Origin of the sequence: Candidatus Poriferisodalis sp., from assembly GCF_965221945.1 — a bacterium.
Classification (GTDB): domain Bacteria; phylum Actinomycetota; class Acidimicrobiia; order Acidimicrobiales; family Poriferisodalaceae; genus Poriferisodalis.
The window spans coordinates 2,569,808-2,586,725 of record NZ_OZ244925.1; the positions used below are offsets into that span (position 1 = coordinate 2,569,808).

18 protein-coding genes are annotated in these 16,918 nt (G+C 65.8%); 9 read left to right on the forward strand and 9 right to left on the reverse strand.

Going from position 1 to position 16,918, the window contains the following annotated elements:
- Positions 1-71: 71 nt before the first annotated feature.
- Complete coding sequence (locus ACOQPH_RS11960) at positions 72-653, reverse strand: hypothetical protein (RefSeq protein WP_420621611.1); 582 nt, start codon at positions 651-653, stop codon at positions 72-74.
- Positions 654-886: 233 nt separating this feature from the next.
- Between ACOQPH_RS11960 and ACOQPH_RS11965 the strand changes: the two genes are divergently transcribed.
- Together ACOQPH_RS11965 and ACOQPH_RS11970 are read left to right on the forward strand one after the other, a co-directional pair.
- The gene (locus tag ACOQPH_RS11965) at positions 887-1,177 is read left to right on the forward strand and encodes a hypothetical protein (protein WP_420621612.1); all 291 of its coding nucleotides are present in this window, start codon (positions 887-889) and stop codon (positions 1,175-1,177) included.
- Positions 1,178-1,187: 10 nt separating this feature from the next.
- The gene (locus ACOQPH_RS11970) at positions 1,188-1,370 is read left to right on the forward strand and encodes a hypothetical protein (RefSeq protein ID WP_420621613.1); all 183 of its coding nucleotides are present in this window, start codon (positions 1,188-1,190) and stop codon (positions 1,368-1,370) included.
- Positions 1,371-1,372: 2 nt separating this feature from the next.
- Here the strand turns inward: ACOQPH_RS11970 and ACOQPH_RS11975 are convergent, their stop codons facing one another.
- The gene (locus tag ACOQPH_RS11975) at positions 1,373-3,394 is read right to left on the reverse strand and encodes a GmrSD restriction endonuclease domain-containing protein (protein WP_420621614.1); all 2,022 of its coding nucleotides are present in this window, start codon (positions 3,392-3,394) and stop codon (positions 1,373-1,375) included.
- A 298-nt stretch (positions 3,395-3,692) separates the two neighbouring features.
- Between ACOQPH_RS11975 and ACOQPH_RS11980 the strand changes: the two genes are divergently transcribed.
- From ACOQPH_RS11980 to ACOQPH_RS12000, 5 genes are all read left to right on the forward strand, one after another.
- Positions 3,693-4,862 carry an ATP-binding protein gene (locus tag ACOQPH_RS11980; RefSeq protein ID WP_420621615.1) on the forward strand — a complete coding sequence of 390 codons (1,170 nt, stop codon included), beginning with the start codon at positions 3,693-3,695 and terminating at the stop codon, positions 4,860-4,862.
- Positions 4,863-4,960: 98 nt separating this feature from the next.
- Complete coding sequence (locus ACOQPH_RS11985; RefSeq protein ID WP_419554278.1) at positions 4,961-5,590, forward strand: hypothetical protein; 630 nt, start codon at positions 4,961-4,963, stop codon at positions 5,588-5,590.
- A 95-nt stretch (positions 5,591-5,685) separates the two neighbouring features.
- A complete protein-coding gene (locus ACOQPH_RS11990) occupies positions 5,686-6,297 on the forward strand; it encodes an RES domain-containing protein (RefSeq protein WP_420621616.1) in 612 nt (203 codons plus the stop codon).
- A gap of 60 nt (positions 6,298-6,357) precedes the next feature.
- Positions 6,358-7,338 (forward strand): crotonase/enoyl-CoA hydratase family protein, encoded by a 981-nt coding sequence (locus ACOQPH_RS11995; RefSeq protein WP_420621617.1) that lies wholly within the window; start codon positions 6,358-6,360, stop codon positions 7,336-7,338.
- The gene (locus ACOQPH_RS12000; protein ID WP_420621618.1) at positions 7,335-8,156 is read left to right on the forward strand and encodes an alpha/beta fold hydrolase; all 822 of its coding nucleotides are present in this window, start codon (positions 7,335-7,337) and stop codon (positions 8,154-8,156) included. Before ACOQPH_RS11995 ends, ACOQPH_RS12000 begins: the two co-directional genes overlap by 4 nt.
- 3 nt (positions 8,157-8,159) lie before the next feature.
- On the opposite strand, the gene ACOQPH_RS12005 is transcribed toward ACOQPH_RS12000, so the two are convergent.
- From ACOQPH_RS12005 to ACOQPH_RS12020, 4 genes are all read right to left on the reverse strand, one after another.
- Positions 8,160-8,591: a hypothetical protein gene (locus ACOQPH_RS12005; protein WP_420621619.1), complete on the reverse strand. Its 432-nt coding sequence runs from the start codon at positions 8,589-8,591 to the stop codon at positions 8,160-8,162.
- Positions 8,592-8,634: 43 nt separating this feature from the next.
- Positions 8,635-9,405, reverse strand: coding sequence for an SDR family oxidoreductase (locus tag ACOQPH_RS12010; protein ID WP_420621620.1), 771 nt, complete (start codon positions 9,403-9,405; stop codon positions 8,635-8,637).
- A 10-nt stretch (positions 9,406-9,415) separates the two neighbouring features.
- On the reverse strand, positions 9,416-10,666 hold the full coding sequence (locus ACOQPH_RS12015) for an acyl-CoA dehydrogenase family protein (RefSeq protein ID WP_420621621.1): 1,251 nt from the start codon (positions 10,664-10,666) through the stop codon (positions 9,416-9,418).
- A gap of 124 nt (positions 10,667-10,790) precedes the next feature.
- A complete protein-coding gene (locus tag ACOQPH_RS12020) occupies positions 10,791-12,341 on the reverse strand; it encodes an acyl-CoA carboxylase subunit beta (protein ID WP_420621622.1) in 1,551 nt (516 codons plus the stop codon).
- 180 nt (positions 12,342-12,521) lie between these two features.
- Here ACOQPH_RS12020 and ACOQPH_RS12025 point away from each other — a divergent pair, with 180 nt between their 5' ends.
- Positions 12,522-12,815: a hypothetical protein gene (locus tag ACOQPH_RS12025; RefSeq protein WP_420621623.1), complete on the forward strand. Its 294-nt coding sequence runs from the start codon at positions 12,522-12,524 to the stop codon at positions 12,813-12,815.
- Positions 12,816-12,867: 52 nt separating this feature from the next.
- Here ACOQPH_RS12025 and ACOQPH_RS12030 read toward each other — a convergent pair whose 3' ends face one another.
- Positions 12,868-13,899: a zinc-dependent alcohol dehydrogenase gene (locus ACOQPH_RS12030; RefSeq protein WP_420621624.1), complete on the reverse strand. Its 1,032-nt coding sequence runs from the start codon at positions 13,897-13,899 to the stop codon at positions 12,868-12,870.
- 104 nt (positions 13,900-14,003) lie between these two features.
- On the opposite strand from ACOQPH_RS12030, the gene ACOQPH_RS12035 reads away from it, so the two are divergent.
- Positions 14,004-14,789 (forward strand): SDR family oxidoreductase, encoded by a 786-nt coding sequence (locus ACOQPH_RS12035; RefSeq protein WP_420621625.1) that lies wholly within the window; start codon positions 14,004-14,006, stop codon positions 14,787-14,789.
- A gap of 60 nt (positions 14,790-14,849) precedes the next feature.
- On the opposite strand, the gene ACOQPH_RS12040 is transcribed toward ACOQPH_RS12035, so the two are convergent.
- Together ACOQPH_RS12040 and ACOQPH_RS12045 are read right to left on the reverse strand one after the other, a co-directional pair.
- Positions 14,850-15,260, reverse strand: coding sequence for an acyl-CoA thioesterase (locus ACOQPH_RS12040; RefSeq protein ID WP_420621626.1), 411 nt, complete (start codon positions 15,258-15,260; stop codon positions 14,850-14,852).
- 273 nt (positions 15,261-15,533) lie between these two features.
- Positions 15,534-16,883, reverse strand: a complete 1,350-nt coding sequence (locus tag ACOQPH_RS12045; protein ID WP_420621095.1) for an IS1380 family transposase — start codon at positions 16,881-16,883, stop codon at positions 15,534-15,536.
- Positions 16,884-16,918 lie beyond the last annotated feature (35 nt).

The following is a 16,918-nucleotide window of genomic DNA, read 5'->3' on the forward strand; positions in this document are numbered from 1 at the left end:
TGGAATTAAGAGCCCCGCCATTCCAGGTCAAGCGCGAGGCGTCCTGAAAGACGGGGAAGATTTGACGCAGGTTAACCCAGCGTCGGTCGCCGCTGTACCGGTTGAGCGCTCTCGCTCGGCCCCGCACCGGGGCCGACCACGGCGAACAGGCGCTCGGCGTGGGTGCTCAGCAGGGTGAGGCGGCAGGTCTTCGGCTCGCGTGCTGCGGTCTGTTCCAAGTAGGTCACCCGCAGGGCCGTTTGGCCGGTGCCGCCGAGCAGGCGGTTGCCTCGCAGGCCTTTGTCCCACCAGCCGCCGAATTCGCTGAAGGGCTGCACCTCGACGAGCTCTGCATGCACAACTGCTCGGGCATCGACACGCACCCGGCGAAACGGCCGCACACGGGCGGTGAAGCCGCGATCGTCGATCTGCAGATCCAAACGCATGCGGCCGAACATCCACGACGCAGCAACGAACCCAGCCACCAGCAGAATCGAAACCCACAGCCGGCCGGCACCGGAGAGGTCATCGTCGGGCACGAATACGGCCAGCGCGCCCAACCCGACACCCATGACCAGCAGCGATCCACCGAATATCCGTTGAGCGCGGCGGCTCCCGCCATCGAACCGCTCCACGATGAGAGCCGGCATCGCCGGTCGCTTCTGTGACGTCATCGACCTGTGGCACCGCCTCCTCGCACAGTCCAAGGATCCATGGTATCGAGGCCCATGTCGGCGAAATCGGCCACGTTGCGCGTCGCAACCGGCATGCCGCGCTCAACGGCAAATCGCTTGGTCCGCACCGCTTCCCTGCCCTACGTTCACCACCGCACCGCACATCGCTGCCCTCGTTTGTCAGCCATCGGAGGCGACCCCCAGGCCACACCTACACTGAGGAGCAACGCCCGATGGCAATCGACGAGATCGAACGGTCCGAGATGGGGCAACAGCTCATCGACACGCTCGGCGAGAAACCGGCCGCCACCCTCATGAAGTGCGTCTATCCCAACGGCACCGACTACCTGGCCACCAAGGACGACCTCCGAGCACTCGAAGAACGAATGCGCAACTACGTCGACAGCGCCGTCAGTACCGCGATCAGTACCGCACTGGCGCGCCAGACGCGGATGCTCATGGTCACTGTGGCCGGCTTCATGCTGACCATCTGGGTGCCGCTGACCATCAGTGCACTGACCTGAGCCCGCCGTCTTGGCTTCGGTGCGGATCGGTCCGGCGCGGGCGATTTGCTGGGGCGACAGCATCGACCTGTGCGCCGATGCGCTCTACCTGCGGCTCACAGGCACGTCCCCGGAGGACTACCTGCCCGGACTGCGCCGAACGACATCCGGCACCCGACAGGATCCAGCCACTGTCGCGAACCGCCTCGACTGAAGTCATCGCGAGGGCAGTGCCGCAGATTTACTCGGCGTGAGTTCAGCCCCGTCACCGGCCAGCGCCAGTACATCGGCTTCCACATACCGCTTGAACGCCTTAGGAGTCGTGAAGTGGCGGAACCCGTGGTCGTTTGCGATTTGCAGCGTCTCCTGCTCTTCGCCGAGCAGCAACGCCACGGGCTCGCTGTAACCCGCCTGCAAACCATTCGGCCACGCCAAGTCGAGAATGGCAACCGGGTCCCCCGTGCCCGGATGGGAGATCTCGTGCTCGATCTGCCCCGCCGGGAGGCCCTGCTTGCGTACCCACTCGTTCAGAGCGCGCAGAACAGCTTCCTCTTCCTCGTCCTCGATACCGCCCGGAATCGATGCCAACGCCGAAGGTTTCGCCGGAACAACTCCGACCGGCGGTGCCTCGACCACCGACTCGACCCGCGTCTCGTCGTGGAGCAGTTCCCCTAGCAACGCATTCGCGGCCGCAGCGAGCAGTCGTTGACGTTCCTCGAGGAACTGGGGATAGTTGGCCGTTTCCCAGAGCGCTTCGTCCATGGGAATCCACTGAGACCCGAGCGCTCCCGGATGCCGCTTCTCAATCTCCACGAAGTACTCAGCAGGCGCTCGGTCACTGATCTTCAGGTTCGTGTTCTTGGTCAAGAAGCAGAAGTTCGCCACAGCATTGACCTGCGAGCGGTGGTACCCGTGCCGGTACAGCAGTGCCTTCGGGAAGATGTGATGCACCTCAAGCGCGTTCATGCGGCCCAGCAGTGCGTTCTTGAGAACGAGTCCCGTACCCCAGTCTTTCGCCTCGCCCACGCGTGTCAGGGCGTAGAGCACGGGGTAGAACCGTGCCCCGAGACTCCAGCCGCGGAAGTGCTCTGGCTCGATGCGCAGGCTGCCGTGCCAGAGGCGCAGCTGATCAAGCAACCGGTCAAGACTGCCGTCCAGGTCCTCGATCGCTTCATAGTCTCGATCGAGCGTGGTCTCCGTCGAGCCGGAAAAGCGGCCCCACATGGCACTCTGGAAGTACCAGTGAAGCAGCCGGTCTTGTTCTGCGGTATCGGCCAAGTGGCCGCCGTGCTTGTCGATGTAGCGCGACAGCACGGGCAGGGCGTAGCGGCCGAAGAGGACTCGATCGTGGTCGAGACCGAGGCGCCCAGCGATCAGATTGAGGGCGTAGTCGATGCTCCGTTCGGCGCGAGCAAGTCCATCCTTGACAGCGGCCGTCGACACGTCGTGAAGATGCACGAAGCGCGCCTCGCCCGTCACGATCGCGTTCACGTTGCGCAGCAACCAATCGAGGTTGAAGTCGTAGCCATTCCCCCGCCAGCGCCCGAGGATCGACTGCATGCGCTCGCGTCCCTCCGGCCACGAGCCACAGATCTTCGCGAGCGCGAGGTCGCCCTGCGAGAGCTTGGTTCCGCCGCTGTTGACCCGGTTGAAGATGTCGACCACAACGTCGACCGTCTTGTCAGTGCCGGTCACCTCTTCGATGTGCAAGTTGATGTCGCGAATGCCGACAATCCGGTTGAGCCGTCCGATGAACTCACCTTGCATCGCGCCGAGATCGGGAAGCTGTCCCAGCCGAGTGATGTGCTGCCCAAGTCCTGCGTTCCCCTCCTTCATGAGCGCGGAGACATCGATCCAGAGTGGATCATCCTTCATCCTCAAGCGCTGATAGAACCTAAATTCTTCACTCTCAAGGTGAAAATAGAGACCAGCGAAAGCGCTCGCGTGGCCGTCGAAGAACGCTGGCGGAGTCCCGCGGATGATGCCGTAGAGCGACGTGACTCGCTGCTGCCCATCCAGAAGCAGCCGCACGACACCCGGTGAGAGATCCTGCTCACCGCGGTGCGGCGCTCCCTCCGCTGCCGTCGCCCACACGAGCAGGCTCCCGACCGGGTGACGACGGTACAGCGAATCCATCAGCCCCCGTACCTGGTCGCGGTTCCACACATAGCCACGTTGGAACTTCGGCAAAGCGATGTCGCCGCTGTCGATGAGATCAAGGATGGTTGAAATGTTCACCGTGGACTCTCCACAACCGGAGTTGGCGTCGCTCGGACACTCCTGGCGACCAGCCTGGTCATCGGAGCGGGCAGCTGCGCGCTGCGCGACAGTAGTCGTGCGCGTCGTTACCGGGGAGCGGCTGGCACGTTGAAGGATTCGGCCCGCACACTTCTCTCACAGGAACGCATCTGTGGCTGTCCCGACGACCTCTTGGCGTGTCCCGGCGGGCATGACCGCCCTGCTGATGCACAGCTCCGCTTCCTATCCTTGAAAATCAGTAGTCAACACTCTGATTTTCAAGGATAGGATTGCTGCTGTGGAGTTTGTGCCTCGGCCGCATGACGAAGATTCGCTACGTACTGCAGTGGCGCATGCACCCGTGACCTTGCTCACGGGGCCGCGCCAGGCAGGCAAGTCGACGCTGGTACGCCAAGTCATCGATCCCTCGCCGGCGGCGTTCTTCGATCTCGAGGACTATCGCGACCAAGCGCGTCTCGCCGAGCCCCTGCTCGCCTTGCGCGACACCGGCGAGACGATCGTGATCGACGAAGCACAACGCATGCCCCAGCTCTTCGAATCGCTGCGTGTGCTCGTGGACGAGAACCGCCGACCGGGTCGCTTCGTCGTCCTCGGCAGCGCCTCCCCCGACCTCACCGGGCTGAGCGCCGAAACGCTCGCCGGGCGTGTCAGCCTTGTCGAGCTCTCGGGCTTCCGAGTCGGCGACCTCGGTGGGGATCACCTCGACGAACTTTGGCTGCGAGGCGGCTTGCCTCCTTCCTACTTGGCACCAGACCTCTCTGCTTCGAACCGCTGGCGGGACGACTACATCGCCACCTTCCTCGAACGCGACCTTGCAAACCTCGGCTTCCGCATCCCCGCCGCTGCCATGCGGCGCTTCTGGACGATGGTCGCCCACTATCACGGCCAGACATGGAACGGCGCCACCGTCGCCCGGTCGATCGACGCCTCAGCTAGCACTGTGCGCCGCTACCTCGACGCGCTCACCGATGCGCTCGTCGTGCGCCAACTTCCACCCTGGTTCGCCAACATCTCCAAACGGCAGGTGAAGGCGCCCCGCGTCTACCTGCGCGACACCGGCCTGCTGCACCGTCTGCTCGGCATTGCCGATCGTGTTGACCTGGAACGGCATCCGCAGCTCGGCGCGAGCTGGGAGGGCATGGTCATCGAGCAACTCCTCGCCCAACTCGACAGCGCAGCCCGCGCAACGGCGGCATTCTGGTCCACCCACAGCGGCGCCGAACTCGATCTGCGCCTCAAAATCGAAGGGCGGACACTGGGAATCGAGATCAAGCGAACCGAACGTCCCTCAGTGACACGCTCCATGCGCAGCGCCCTGGCCGACTTGGAACTCGACCACCTCTACGTCGTCCACGCAGGCACTCACCGGTTCGCCCTCGACGAGCACATCACGGCCGTCAGCGCCGTCGAACTGCTGACATACGACGATCCGCTTCGCGAGCCATAGTCACTCGGTGACAAGCACATCGATGCCCGAGCGCCGCATCGTGTGTCATAACTGTCACCAATAGTGCTGTCGTGTATAATCTGGACAAGAGAGGCGGCATGGCACAGACGCTCGGTCAAGATGAGGCGACGCAGGCAGGTCGACGGATGGCTGGGCGGATGGCCGCGGCCAGCGCATGGCTCACCGAGTGGGGCCTAACGACATCTGATCTCGTGCTCGCGAACCCGCCGCGGAGCATCGCCGTTGGTCCCGAAAAAGGCGAGCCGAGCGCCGAAGATGTCCTTGGGGTCGTAGAGGATCACTATCTGCGACCCGACATGGAAGTCAGCATCCTCAACGCCCACCGTGTGCATGCCGCTCGACAGACCTTGCTCGACAGCGGGGCATTCACTGTCAAGCAACTCGCAGCAGCGCATGGGCGGCCTGTGAACACCGTGCACAAACAGATCCAGCGGGCCGGCAAGCGAGGCGAAGTGCTGGCCGTCACAGTGAACGGCGAGACTCACATTCCGGCCGTCCTACTCGATGAGGCACTTGAGTTCCGTGCACATTGGCAGCGGGTGATCTCTGTCCTGCAAGACGCTGGGATGACCGGCTGGGGCATCTGGCGATGGATCGCGGAACCCAACGCAGGATTGTCCGGCGAGATCGCCGCCGAGCTGATCGAGTCGAGTCCTGAGCGGGTCTACGCAGCGGCCCGGCGACGGGTCATCCAAATCGCCGCGTGAACTGCCCCGATCCGGGCAACTGTCCGGTAGCGCGCCCTGACGTACCCAAGCATCTCCGCTCTCACGTCATCAAAGCTGGGACATCGTGGTTCAACGTGTCGCGCCACGCCGAGGTCTTCAACAGCACAGGAGTCGGCGACAGCCGATTCAGCCCACTTCCCGCCACCGACGGCCAGCCGATCCCCCACGTCTATCTGGCACAGAACCACGTAGGTGCGCTGCTGGAGAGCGCCTTGCACGACGTCTGGGGTGCAACTGCAACCATTCAGCGCACAGATCTGCGTGGACGATGCCTGCGCCGCGTCACATGCCTGACAGACCTTCGCGTCATAGACCTACGCGACGACCAACTCGACCACTACGGGATCGGGCGTGAGCAGCTCATTGCCAGTCCCCCAGAGCACTATGCGTGCACACGCAGATGGGCGCAGCAACGAGCTCAGGCATCGATCGGCGGGCAACCGACCGCCGGATTCATCTGGCACTCGCGACAAGTTGAAGTCGCCGCTGACCACGCACGTGAGCCGATGCGAATACTGCTGGCCATCGTCGAACAAGCTGGACATACGGCAATCATCTACGACAGCAACGGACGAGGCCACGACTGGTTCAACACAGACATCGTTCACGCAGACCTCAGCGTCGGCAACGGCTTGGCCTTCGTGACCGAACTTGCCGTGGCGTTGGGTCTCCATGTCGAAGACTGAGCTGCCCTCACAGCAACTTCACTCCGAGCTTTGGCTGCACGCCCAACTAGCGTCCGCGTCATGAGCGCAGAACCATCCGCAGAAGGCCGTCCGGGAGGTAGAGCAGAGGCTGAGCCGGTGGTGCTGTACACCGAGGCCGACACTGTCGCTTTCATCACCCTGAACCGGCCCGAGCGCATGAACACGCTGACCGAGGGCGTCATTGCGGGGGTGGCGGACGGGATCGATCGGGCGACGGCATCGAGAAGCGTTCGCTCGATCGTGCTCCGAGGCAGCGGCCCAACGCTGACAGCGGGATATGACCTCAACCCCGGCGGGGGCAGCACCCGTGGCGGCAGCCACGGCAATGTGGCAGCGAGCACTGGAGAATCGAGCTCAGGGGAGCTGTACGACTCGTGGGGCAGCCCTTACAGCGCTCCTGGTCCGAAGCCTCGCGAGGGTGCCTGGGACCCTGTCCGGGACTGGCAGTTCATGGGCCACAACGTGAAGCGATTCATGAAGATCTGGGAATGCCCCAAGCCGGTGCTGGGGCAGATCCACGGCTGGGCAATCGGCGGAGCCACCGACATGATCCTGTGCTGCGACCTGCTGTTCATGGCCTCAGATGCGTACATCGGCTATGCCCCCTCACGCATCTACGGCACGCCCACCACGATGATGTGGGTCTACCGCTTGGGCCTCGAGCACGCCAAGCAGTTCTTGCTGTCGGGCGACGCCATTGACGCCGAGACGGCCCATCGCATCGGGCTGGTCGCCTACGTGTACCCGCCCGACGAGCTCGGCGAGCAGATTGAGGCGTTCGCCCGCCGGCTTGCGCATATCCCGGCGAATCAGCTGGCGCTCAACAAGCTGCTCATCAACCAGGCGTTCGAGAACATGGGACTACGCACGAGTCAGCTGCTCGGCACGTTCTTCGACGGCGTCACTCGGCATACCGAGGAGGCCTACCGCTGGGTGGAGGATTTCGAGACGAAGGGCTTCCGCCAGGTCATCGCTGAGCGGGATGCTCCCCACGGCGACTACGGCGAGCGGCCGCGATGAGCGGGCAGGCGGGCAACGGCCTGACGCTGGTCCTGCTGCACGGCTTGGGTGCCAACCGGCACGTGTGGGACGTCGTGGCCGAGCTGTGGGACGGCGATGTCTACGCACCAGACTTTCGCGGGCACGGTGAGGCGCCGTGGCGTGGGCACTACTCGTTCGGGACGATGGCGGCCGACGTGGCCGAGGCGCTGCAGCGTGACCACGGCCGGGGGCCGTACGCGGTCGTCGGACACTCGATGGGCGGGGCGGTCGGGCTTGCACTCGCCTCGGGCTGGTTCGGACCGCCGCCGACACATGTGGCGACGATCGGCGTGAAGCTGCGCTGGTCCGACGAGGAGCTGTTTCGTATCGACGGCCTCGCTGCGCGGCCGCCGCGCATGTTCGACGACCGGGACGGCGCCGTCGAGTGGTTCATGAAGCTGTCGGGGCTGTTTGGCGTGTTCGCACCTGATGACCCGGGTCTCGCGGCAACGATCGACTCCGGTGTGATCGCCGATCAGGCCTCAGGCGCAGTAGGCGCCGATGCGCTCTGGAGAACCACCCAGGATCCCGCCACGGTCGGCGTCGGTCCGCCGGACATGACGGGCTTGCTGCCCGCAGCTAAGTGCCCGGTGGTGATGGCGCTGGGAGAGCACGATCCGCTCGCCGCCCCCGATCATCACGACGACCTGGCCGCGACTGCCGCCACAAACCCGTTCGCCGCCGGGGTCACAACACCGCACGTGTTCTACGGCCTCGGCCACAACGCCATGGTCGAGGATCCCCGCGCTGTCGCAGCGTGGTTGGCAACCCTTCTCGCATTCACTGGGACTTCTTGAAGTTCAGTCTGAGGTAGGCGAAGCGTCGGGCGGGAGCCGGCGAGCGCGGCGAACCGCCCAGACCGCGAGCGCCACGGCCGCAATGGTGACGAGCATCAGCGCGGTGTGCACAAGCTTGAATCCGGTGGTCTGCGTGCTGTCGGCCCAGAGCTGCGCGCTGCGTATGGGCCAGTAGAGCACCGACAGCGTTGCCAGCATCACGAACCACCTCGGGCCGAACTTGCCTGAGACAGCCCAGACGAGCGTCGCGAGCCCGAGATTCACAAACATGAGGGCAACGAGCACGCGCCACAGCGTTCCCCCGAAGCCGAGGTCGCCCGCTTGGGCGACGTTGACGATGCGAGTCAACCAGATCGCCACGGTCCACGCCGCCAGAATCAGCAGCGGAAATCGAGCGCCATTCGGGCGCAGCGGCGCCTTGTTCGTGGACTGCATCACCTTGATGATGCCGCCGCTCGTGCGTGCTTCCGGACCGTTGCTAGCCCTCTTCGAGCGGCAGGTCGCCCGAGATCTTCACGCACTCGCCGCCATCGATGTCCATGACGTGCCCGGTCAGCCAGGTCGCGGCCGCCGAGAGAAACAGTGCCGCCTCGCCGATGTCAGACGGCTCGCCGAGCCGCTTCATCGGCAGCTGGTTCGCGATTATCTTCCCGCGCGGCCCATCCCAGAGCACTCGCGCAAAATCGGTGCGAATCAGCCCCGGGGCGATGCAGTTGACCCGCACATTGGGACCCAACTCGGCTGCGAGTTGGCGGGTCATGTGCATGAGCGCGTCCTTGAACATGCAATAGACGCCCAACGCTTCGGAGGTGTGGTGCCCGCCGACCGAGGCAATGTTGATGACCGAACCGCCGTGGGTGGACATCCACATCTGCCACGCCGTCTGGGTCCACTGCAACGGCGCCCGCAGGTTCACTTCGTAGGTCTTGTCGAGCCGCGGAACGTCGCAATCGACCATCGGACCGGCCCACGGGTTGGTCGCGGCGTTGTTGACAAGGATGTCCAGCGATCCGAAGTGCTCGATGGTCTCACCCATCACACGCTCGGCCTGATCGAGATGGCCGATGTGCGAGGCGATGTAATCGCACTCGCCGCCAATGTCGGCAACAGCGGCCTCGCACTTGTCGGCCTTGCGGCTCGTGATCATCACGTTCGCGCCAGCATCAGCGAACGACTTCGCGATGCCCTTGCCGATGCCAGCCGAGCCGCCGGTCACCAGTGCGGTTTTGCCATCCAGTCGCAATTCCATGCTCAATCCCCTAATTCTTGCCGATCTGGTTCCAGGGACCGCCGTCGGCGCGCGGCTCACGCGGCAGCCCGAGCACCCGGTCGCCCACGATGTTGCGCTGCACCTCGGACGTGCCGGCGTAGATCGTCCCCGGCCTCGCGCCCATGAAGGTCTGCACCCATGAGAGCGAGGAGAACTCTGCGCCGACCGCGTCGGTGTTGATGCCGTTCACCGCCGGATGGCCGCTCGGGGCAGTGGCTTCCATGCCCAGAATCTCCAGCGAGAACTCAGTGAGCCAGTGGTGGTACTCGCTCCACAGCAGCTTGTGCAGCGACGATTCCGGCCCAGGCGCATTGCCGGCAAGCACATTGGTGACGTTGCGCTGGCCCATCCACTTCATGATCTCGACCTTGCAGTGGGCCTGCGCGAGCTTCTGACGCACCAGCGGATCGTCGGTTGCCCCCCGCTCAACGGCGACCGCGGTGACTCGGTCCAGCTCGTTGCGGAACCGGAGCGCGTCGGTGGTGGCCCCGTGGCCTCGCTCGAAGCCGAGCAGCACGTTCGCCACCCGCCAGCCGTCATTCACGTCGCCGACCACGTTCTCCTTCGCCGTCTTGGCGTCCGTGAAGAACACCTCGTTGAAGTCGTGCCGGTTGTTGATGTTGATAATCGGGCGCATCTCGACGCCGGGCTGATCCACCGGGACCAGCAGGAACGAGATGCCACGGTGCTTGGCCTCGGTGGGGTTCGTCCGGCACAGCACGAAGATCCAGTTGGCCGTGTGGCCGCTGGAGGTCCAGATCTTCTGGCCGTTGATGACCCACTCATCTCCATCGAGCACGGCGCGAGTGCCCAGGTTGGCGAGATCCGAGCCGCTGTCGGGCTCGCTGTAGCCCTGACACCAACGATGCTCGCCGGAGATGATCTTGGGCAGGAAGTGGCGCTTTTGCTCCTCTGTGCCGCACTCGATGATGGCGTTGCCCACCATCGTGATGCTGAAGCCGTCGTTGTCACCGCCCGTCGGCACGCCTGCCTTCAAGAACTCCTCGGCGAGCACGACACGCTCCACCTCGCTGAGCCCGGCGCCGCCATATTCGATCGACCACGACACAGCCAACAACTGGTTCTCGGACAAGAGCGCACGCCACTCCTCGACGAACTGCTCCCGGGCCTCCTCGGAGAGATCGCCCATTCCACCCCAGTTGGGCGGCAGGTGCTCGGCCAGGAACGCCTGGATCTTCTCCCGGTAGTCCTCCGCTTCTTCGGTGTATGTGGGATCCATGGTCGCGCTCCCCTATTGCTCGCCGCTGAGTCTGCCACGCGGCTGGTTGCGATGGCTCCGGGCCTATAACCGCCGTGCCCAATGGTTCGGCTACGGCCGGTAGCCGCCGTGCCCAATGGTTCGGCTACGGCCGGTAGCCGAACGTACTTGGCCCGGGCCGCAGCGAGCGGCGGGCCAGATCTGCCCATTCGCACAGCAGCGGGCGGGTGTCGCGAGGGTCGATGATCTCCTCGACCTCGAAGAACTCCGCCGAACGATGCGGCGAGCGCACCAGGTTCAACCGCTCGCGTATGTCTTCCAGGAGCTCGTCGGGCGTTTCACTGTCGGCGAGGTCCTGCTTGTAGGCGACTTCGATGCCGCCCTCGATCGGCAGCGAGCCCCAGTCGCCCGACGGCCAGGCGAAGCGGAAGCTGCGCGCGCCGGGTTTGTTGTTGGCGGCGCCCGCGACACCGAAGGCCTTGCGGATCACCACGCACGCGAACGGAGCGGTCAACTGCCCGAGGGCTGCTAGCGCAGCCGATCCGAACCGGATGGTGCCGCTCTCCTCGGACTCCTTGCCGATGAGAAAGCCTGGGCAATCCTCAAGGTGCACGACCGGCAGATGGAACGTGGAGGCCGTGTCGAGCAGGCGGATCAGCTTGCGGCATCCATCGGCAGTCCAGCCGCCGCCGTACACGTAGGGATCCTCAGCGAACACCGCCACCGGCCAGCCGTCGAGGCGAGCAAGGCCGGTGATGATCGAGCGTCCCCAGCGGCTCCCGATCTCGAAGAAGCTGCCCTGATCGAACACCGATTCGACGATGGATCGCATCTTGTAGACCCGCCGCGGCTCGCGGGGCACGATCGAGATCAGCTCCTCGTCACGGCGCTGCGGGCTGTCGCCGCTGAGCACGCGCTCTCCCAGCTCGTCGATGTTCGAGGGCAGGTACGACAGGAATTGCCGTGCGCGCTCGAACGCCTCGGCTTCACTGTCGACCACGTCGTCGATGGCGCCGTTCGCAGTGTGAATGTCGGCGTGACCCAGTTCTTCCTTGCCGTGGTCGCCCAGTGACGCCTGCTCCACCAAGGCCGGTCCGGCGATCATCATCTGCGCGGTGTCGCGCACGATCACAGAGTAGTGCGCCGTGGCCACGCGGGCGGCGCCGATGCCCGCAACCGAGCCCAATGCCAGCGACACCGACGGCGCCACTGAGAGGTGGTTCACGATGGTGTCCCAGCCGCGCAGCTCGGGGATGTACGTGCGGCCCGCCATCTCAATGGACTTCACCGATCCACCACCGCCCATGCCGTCCACCAACCGGATGTGCGGCAGCCGCATTTCGTAGGCCATGGACTCGGCTGCGTTGCGCTTCTCTGGAATGGTGGCGTCCGACGAGCCGCCCCGCACTGTGAAGTCGTCGCCGGACAGGATGACCGGACGGTCGTCGATACGGGCGAGGCCGAATATGAAGTTCGACGGCGTCAGGTGGACTAGGTTGCCGTGATCGTCGTATTCCGCGACGCCGGCGGTCTTGCCGATCTCGTGGAACGAACCCTTGTCGGCCACGGCGTTGATGCGCTCGCGCACGGTCATCTTGCCGAAGAAGTGCTGTCGCTCGACCTTGTCGGGCCCGCCCAGCGCCTCGGCAAACGCCTCCCGGCGCCGAAGCTCAGCAATCTCAGGCTCCCAGCCCATCCGGCCCCCTCTTCTTGCCTTCGCCCCTCGGGTCATGGGACCGCAGCCGTTCACACGCGACCGCAGGGTCCAAGTGTCCTGAGGGTACGCGCAGTGCCGAGGTGCTTTGCGGGCGCGCTGCTTCTGGCAGGTGTCTTGCCCGGAATTTGGCTGCTGTCGGGCTGCTGCTCTCGTGTCCAAGTGGACCAGCCAGTGCGTGCGCGACTTGCCGCGGAGCGGCTTGGTGTTGATCTGTTCGACATCTACTGCATGATCGAATGGGGCGAGATCGTGGGCGGCCCCGATCCGGATCGCAACGTCGCAGTTCCCGCCGCCGAGATTGACCGCGTGCTTGCTGCTGGCGGTGCCCCGAATTATGCCGAAGTGCTCAGGAAGTACGGATCAGGCGCTGACATCCCTGAGGCCGAAGCACGTCGACTGTCAGCGACGCACGACATGCTCGTGGCCTGCGCGCCGATCGCGCCGTCGGGCTAGCAATCTCGGGCGGACCCCGCCTGGACCGAGCACCGCGTGTTGCGCAGCCAGATCAGCCGGCGGTGGGGTCAACCAGCAGCTTGACGGCGGGGTTGCGCTTCGTGGCGAGATCGTCGATCGTCTGCGGCAGCTCGGCGAGGGTGGTCGTGCCGTTCACGAGCGGAGTGACGCTGATGCGGCCGTCAGCGATGAAGCTGGCCGCGGCCCGCATCTCATCAAGGCTGAACGCCAGCGAGGTGTCCACCGAGATCTCCTTGAACAGCCAGCGGTTCGGACGGATCGTGGCATCGCTGCCGGTCACGCCGACGATGCAGACCGAGCCGCCGTAACGCACCATGCCAACCGACTGCTGGATGGTCTGTGGGATGCCGGCGCAGTCGAAGGCGATGTCGGCCCGCAAGCCACCCGTCGCCTCGTTCACCGCCTCCCGCATCTGTGCGCCGGGCTCGACCGCGACATCGGCACCGGTGTCAAGCGCCAACCTGCGTCGGTCGGAGTCGGGCTCCACGGCGATCACCTTGCCGGCACCTGCCAGGCGCGCGCACTGGGCGACCAGCAGGCCGATCGGGCCGCAGCCGACAACGCACACCACATCGCCAGCGCGCATGCGGCTGCGGCGTACAGCATGCAGCGCCACCGAGACGGGCTCGATCACTGCAGCGTCGTCGTCGGTGAGCTCGTCGGGCACCCGCACCAGTCGATCGGCGCTTGCTGCCATGAACGGCGCGAAGCCGCCCGAGGCCGGCGCGTTGGCACCGATGTAGTACGAGCGCGCCGTCGAGCAGTACGCGCCGAGATCGGCTCGGCACTCTGCGCAGCGACCGCAGCCGGGGGCCAGCCCGCCCGTCACGCGGTCGCCCGTGCCCACGACACGAACATCGGAGCCCACGGCGACAACGGTGCCGACCCACTCGTGGCCGCAGATACCCGGCGCGTAGGGCCAGCCCTCGACATACGCATGCACGTCACTTCCGCAGACCCCGCAGAGCGAGATCTCGACAAGCGCGTCGCCCGGCCCAGGCGTCGGCTCGTCAACCTCTCGCAACTCGAATCGTCCCTTGCCGGTCACCAGTCCCGTACGCATGCCCACATAATCGCGCACCGCTTGCGAGATCGCGCTGGCCGAGACGAAGCGCGAGGCAGCGCCCCGTCATAGCGCGAAGCAACGCCCCGTCATATCGTGCGCGCATGGAATTGAGACTCGACGGCCGCACAGCCTTCATCACCGGCGGCAGCCGGGGTCTTGGCCGCGCCATGGCCGAGACATTCGCCGCAGCGGGTGCATCAGTTGCGGTGGTGGCACGCGACCGCGACGTGCTCGACGAGACGCTGTCGGCACTGCAGGCTGCGAACCCCCATGCAGCCCATGCGGCGATCTCCGCTGACATCCGTCAGGCCTCAGAGGTCGCTCGGGCGCATGCCGAGGCCGTGGCCGCATGCGGGCCGATCGACATCCTCGTCAACAACAGCGGGACATCGAACGCCAAGCCGTTTCTCGAGATTGACGATGACGACTGGCAGGACGACTTCGACCTGAAGCTCTTCTCTGCGATCCGGCTGTGCCGGCTGTGCCTGCCGCACATGCGCCACCAGGGCTGGGGTCGCATCATCAACTCGCTGAACATCGGAGCGAAGGCCGCAAGCGCGCAGACGTGCCCGACTGCTGCAACCCGGGCGGCAGGCATGGCGATGACCAAGGCGCTCGCCTCAGAGTTCGCTGCCGACGGTGTCCTCGTGAATGCGCTCATCACCGGCCTGCTCGTCACTCACCAGTGGCGTACGCGCTGGGAGCGGGAGGGAGCCGGCACCACGTTCACCGAATTCACCGCAGCGGTCGGGGACCGCATTCCCGCCGGTCGCATGGGTGATGCCCAAGAGTTCGCGAACCTCGCCCTGTTCCTCGCGAGCGATGCCGCCAGCTATGTCACCGGCACCGCCATCAACATCGACGGCGGGCTGTCCCCCGTCGTCTGAGCGCGACGAAACAGCAACCCACCGTCGCAACCGGCACTGCGGGGGCTTGTCCCCCGTCGTCTAGCCGGCCAGCAGCGCTTCGAGCTTGCCCATCAGGTCGGGGGGCGGACGGCGGGGCTTGCCGTCGTTGTCGCAGATCGCCGCGACGAGGTCGGCTTCCACGAGCACCGCTTCATCGGCCTCGCGGATGATCCGCTGCTGCCAGCGCGTGCTCGCGCGCCGACGCTCCGCCAACTCGGTTTCGACACGCAGCGTGTCTCGCGCCGTCGCAGGTTCTCGGAAACGCACCTCGAGGTTGGTCACCACGATCTGCACGTTCTGATTTGATAGGTCCGGCAACGCGAGGTCGGCTGACTCGAGCGCCACGCATCGAGCCGCTTCGAAGTACGACACGTAGACCGCGTGGTTGACATGGTTATACGGGTCCAATTCGCCGAAGCGCGGCACGATCGTGGTCGCGTGGGTCGCCATCGGCGCAACGCTAGGGGGCAACGACCGCCGCCATCTTCCGGGTCGCCCACCGATCCCTCTAGCCCTGATTATTCACGAGAATGCTGTTGATCGTATTTTCGGTGTGGGTTGCGCCCGGTTTGGTGGTGTGGGGCTGTCGGGGTGTCGGCGGGAGCGTCTCAGAGGGGTCGATGGCCTTGGTGTTGGTGCTCGGGCGGGTGTCGGGTGGGTGTGGGGGCGTGGCGGGGCTGTCCCGCCGGGGCAGGCGTCGAGCAGAGCAGGTCGGCTGGGGAGTCAGCGGGGGTGGGCGATGGCGAGGAGTGCTTTGGCGCCGGGGTGCTGTTGGGGCAGCCGCAAGAGGGCGCGCCGTGCGCTGTGGCACACCAGGGCGGGCAGGTGCCATAGCTGCCAGCGGAGCCGTTTGGGGGCTGCTCGGCGCAGCGCGCCGGTGAGGCATGCGTTCTGGAACCAGCCCACGAGCGCGAGACCGATCATGGACATGGCGGCCCAGGCGCTGTTCGCGTGCCAGTCTGTGAACGGCATGCGCGTCAGGCCGCTGTCTTTGAGCCGGCGTACGGCGTTCTCGACGTCGGCGTGTGAGCGCATCAGCTGGTCCAGTTGCACGGCGCTGCGGGGCTGGTCGGTGAGGAATCCCCAGTAGCGGAAGTTGTCGCTGGGGAACAGGGTGCGCTGCGCTCCGGGGTGGCGCGGCTCGCGGCGCACCACCAGCCGTGTGCGCTGCGGCCACCCCGACAGGTCCGCGAGGTCGGTGAGGTCCGCGACCTGAGCGGCGCGTCGCTTGCGCTGGCCGGGCCGCTTCGGGGCGTTGTGCCAGCGGTCCGGGTCGCCCAGCCCGGCGCGGATGGCTGCTTCTATGCCGCGATTCGACCGCGCCGACACCGCGTAGCCGATGTTGCGGTCACGCAGCTTCGCGGCGAGTGCGGGCGAGCATCCCGCAGCGTCGACGCGCACCACCAGCGCACGCCCCACGAGACTGTCGTCGTCGCCTTCGCGGTGGCCTGCGGCGTCGGGCTCGGGCAGCGTCGCCACCGCGGCGTCGATCACTTCGAGGTGATCGGCGATGTCGTTCGCTGCGGCGTTGCCGGGCCGCTGCTTTATCCACAGCGGCTCCCCGTCCGCGGTGGAGCACACCATCGGATGGAACCCGAACCCGCCCTTGTAATGGGGCGCAGCGCCCGCCTTGTTCTCCGAGTGGACCTCCAACAATGTCGAGTCGACATCGACCACCAGCGGGCCGCTGCGGTCACGGTCGGCCCACAACCGCTCGCGCACCACTGCGGCCGCGCCCAACAGCGCCGCCGGGCCGCTCGCGCCCAGGCCCGTGATCGTGCGGTACAGCGTCGAGTCCGACGCCACGTCGCCGAACAGCTCCCGCTGAGCGCGCAGATACTCGATATCGGTGCACGCCTCACCGCCGGCGGCCAGCATCAACAATCCATGGACCAGCACCTCGCCACGGTCATGAACCGGGGCCCGCTCGCCCCGTGGGGGCACCGCGGCCGACAGCGCCTCGGTCAGCCCGACACGGTCCGCGAAACCGCCCAAAGCGAACAGCCCCGCACCCCACACCACCCGGTCCCCGCCGCCTGCCAGACACGCGTTTGTGACACTGCTAGGTTTCACCTCGGAGATGCCCCCCTGAAACTGCGGATGCTTTC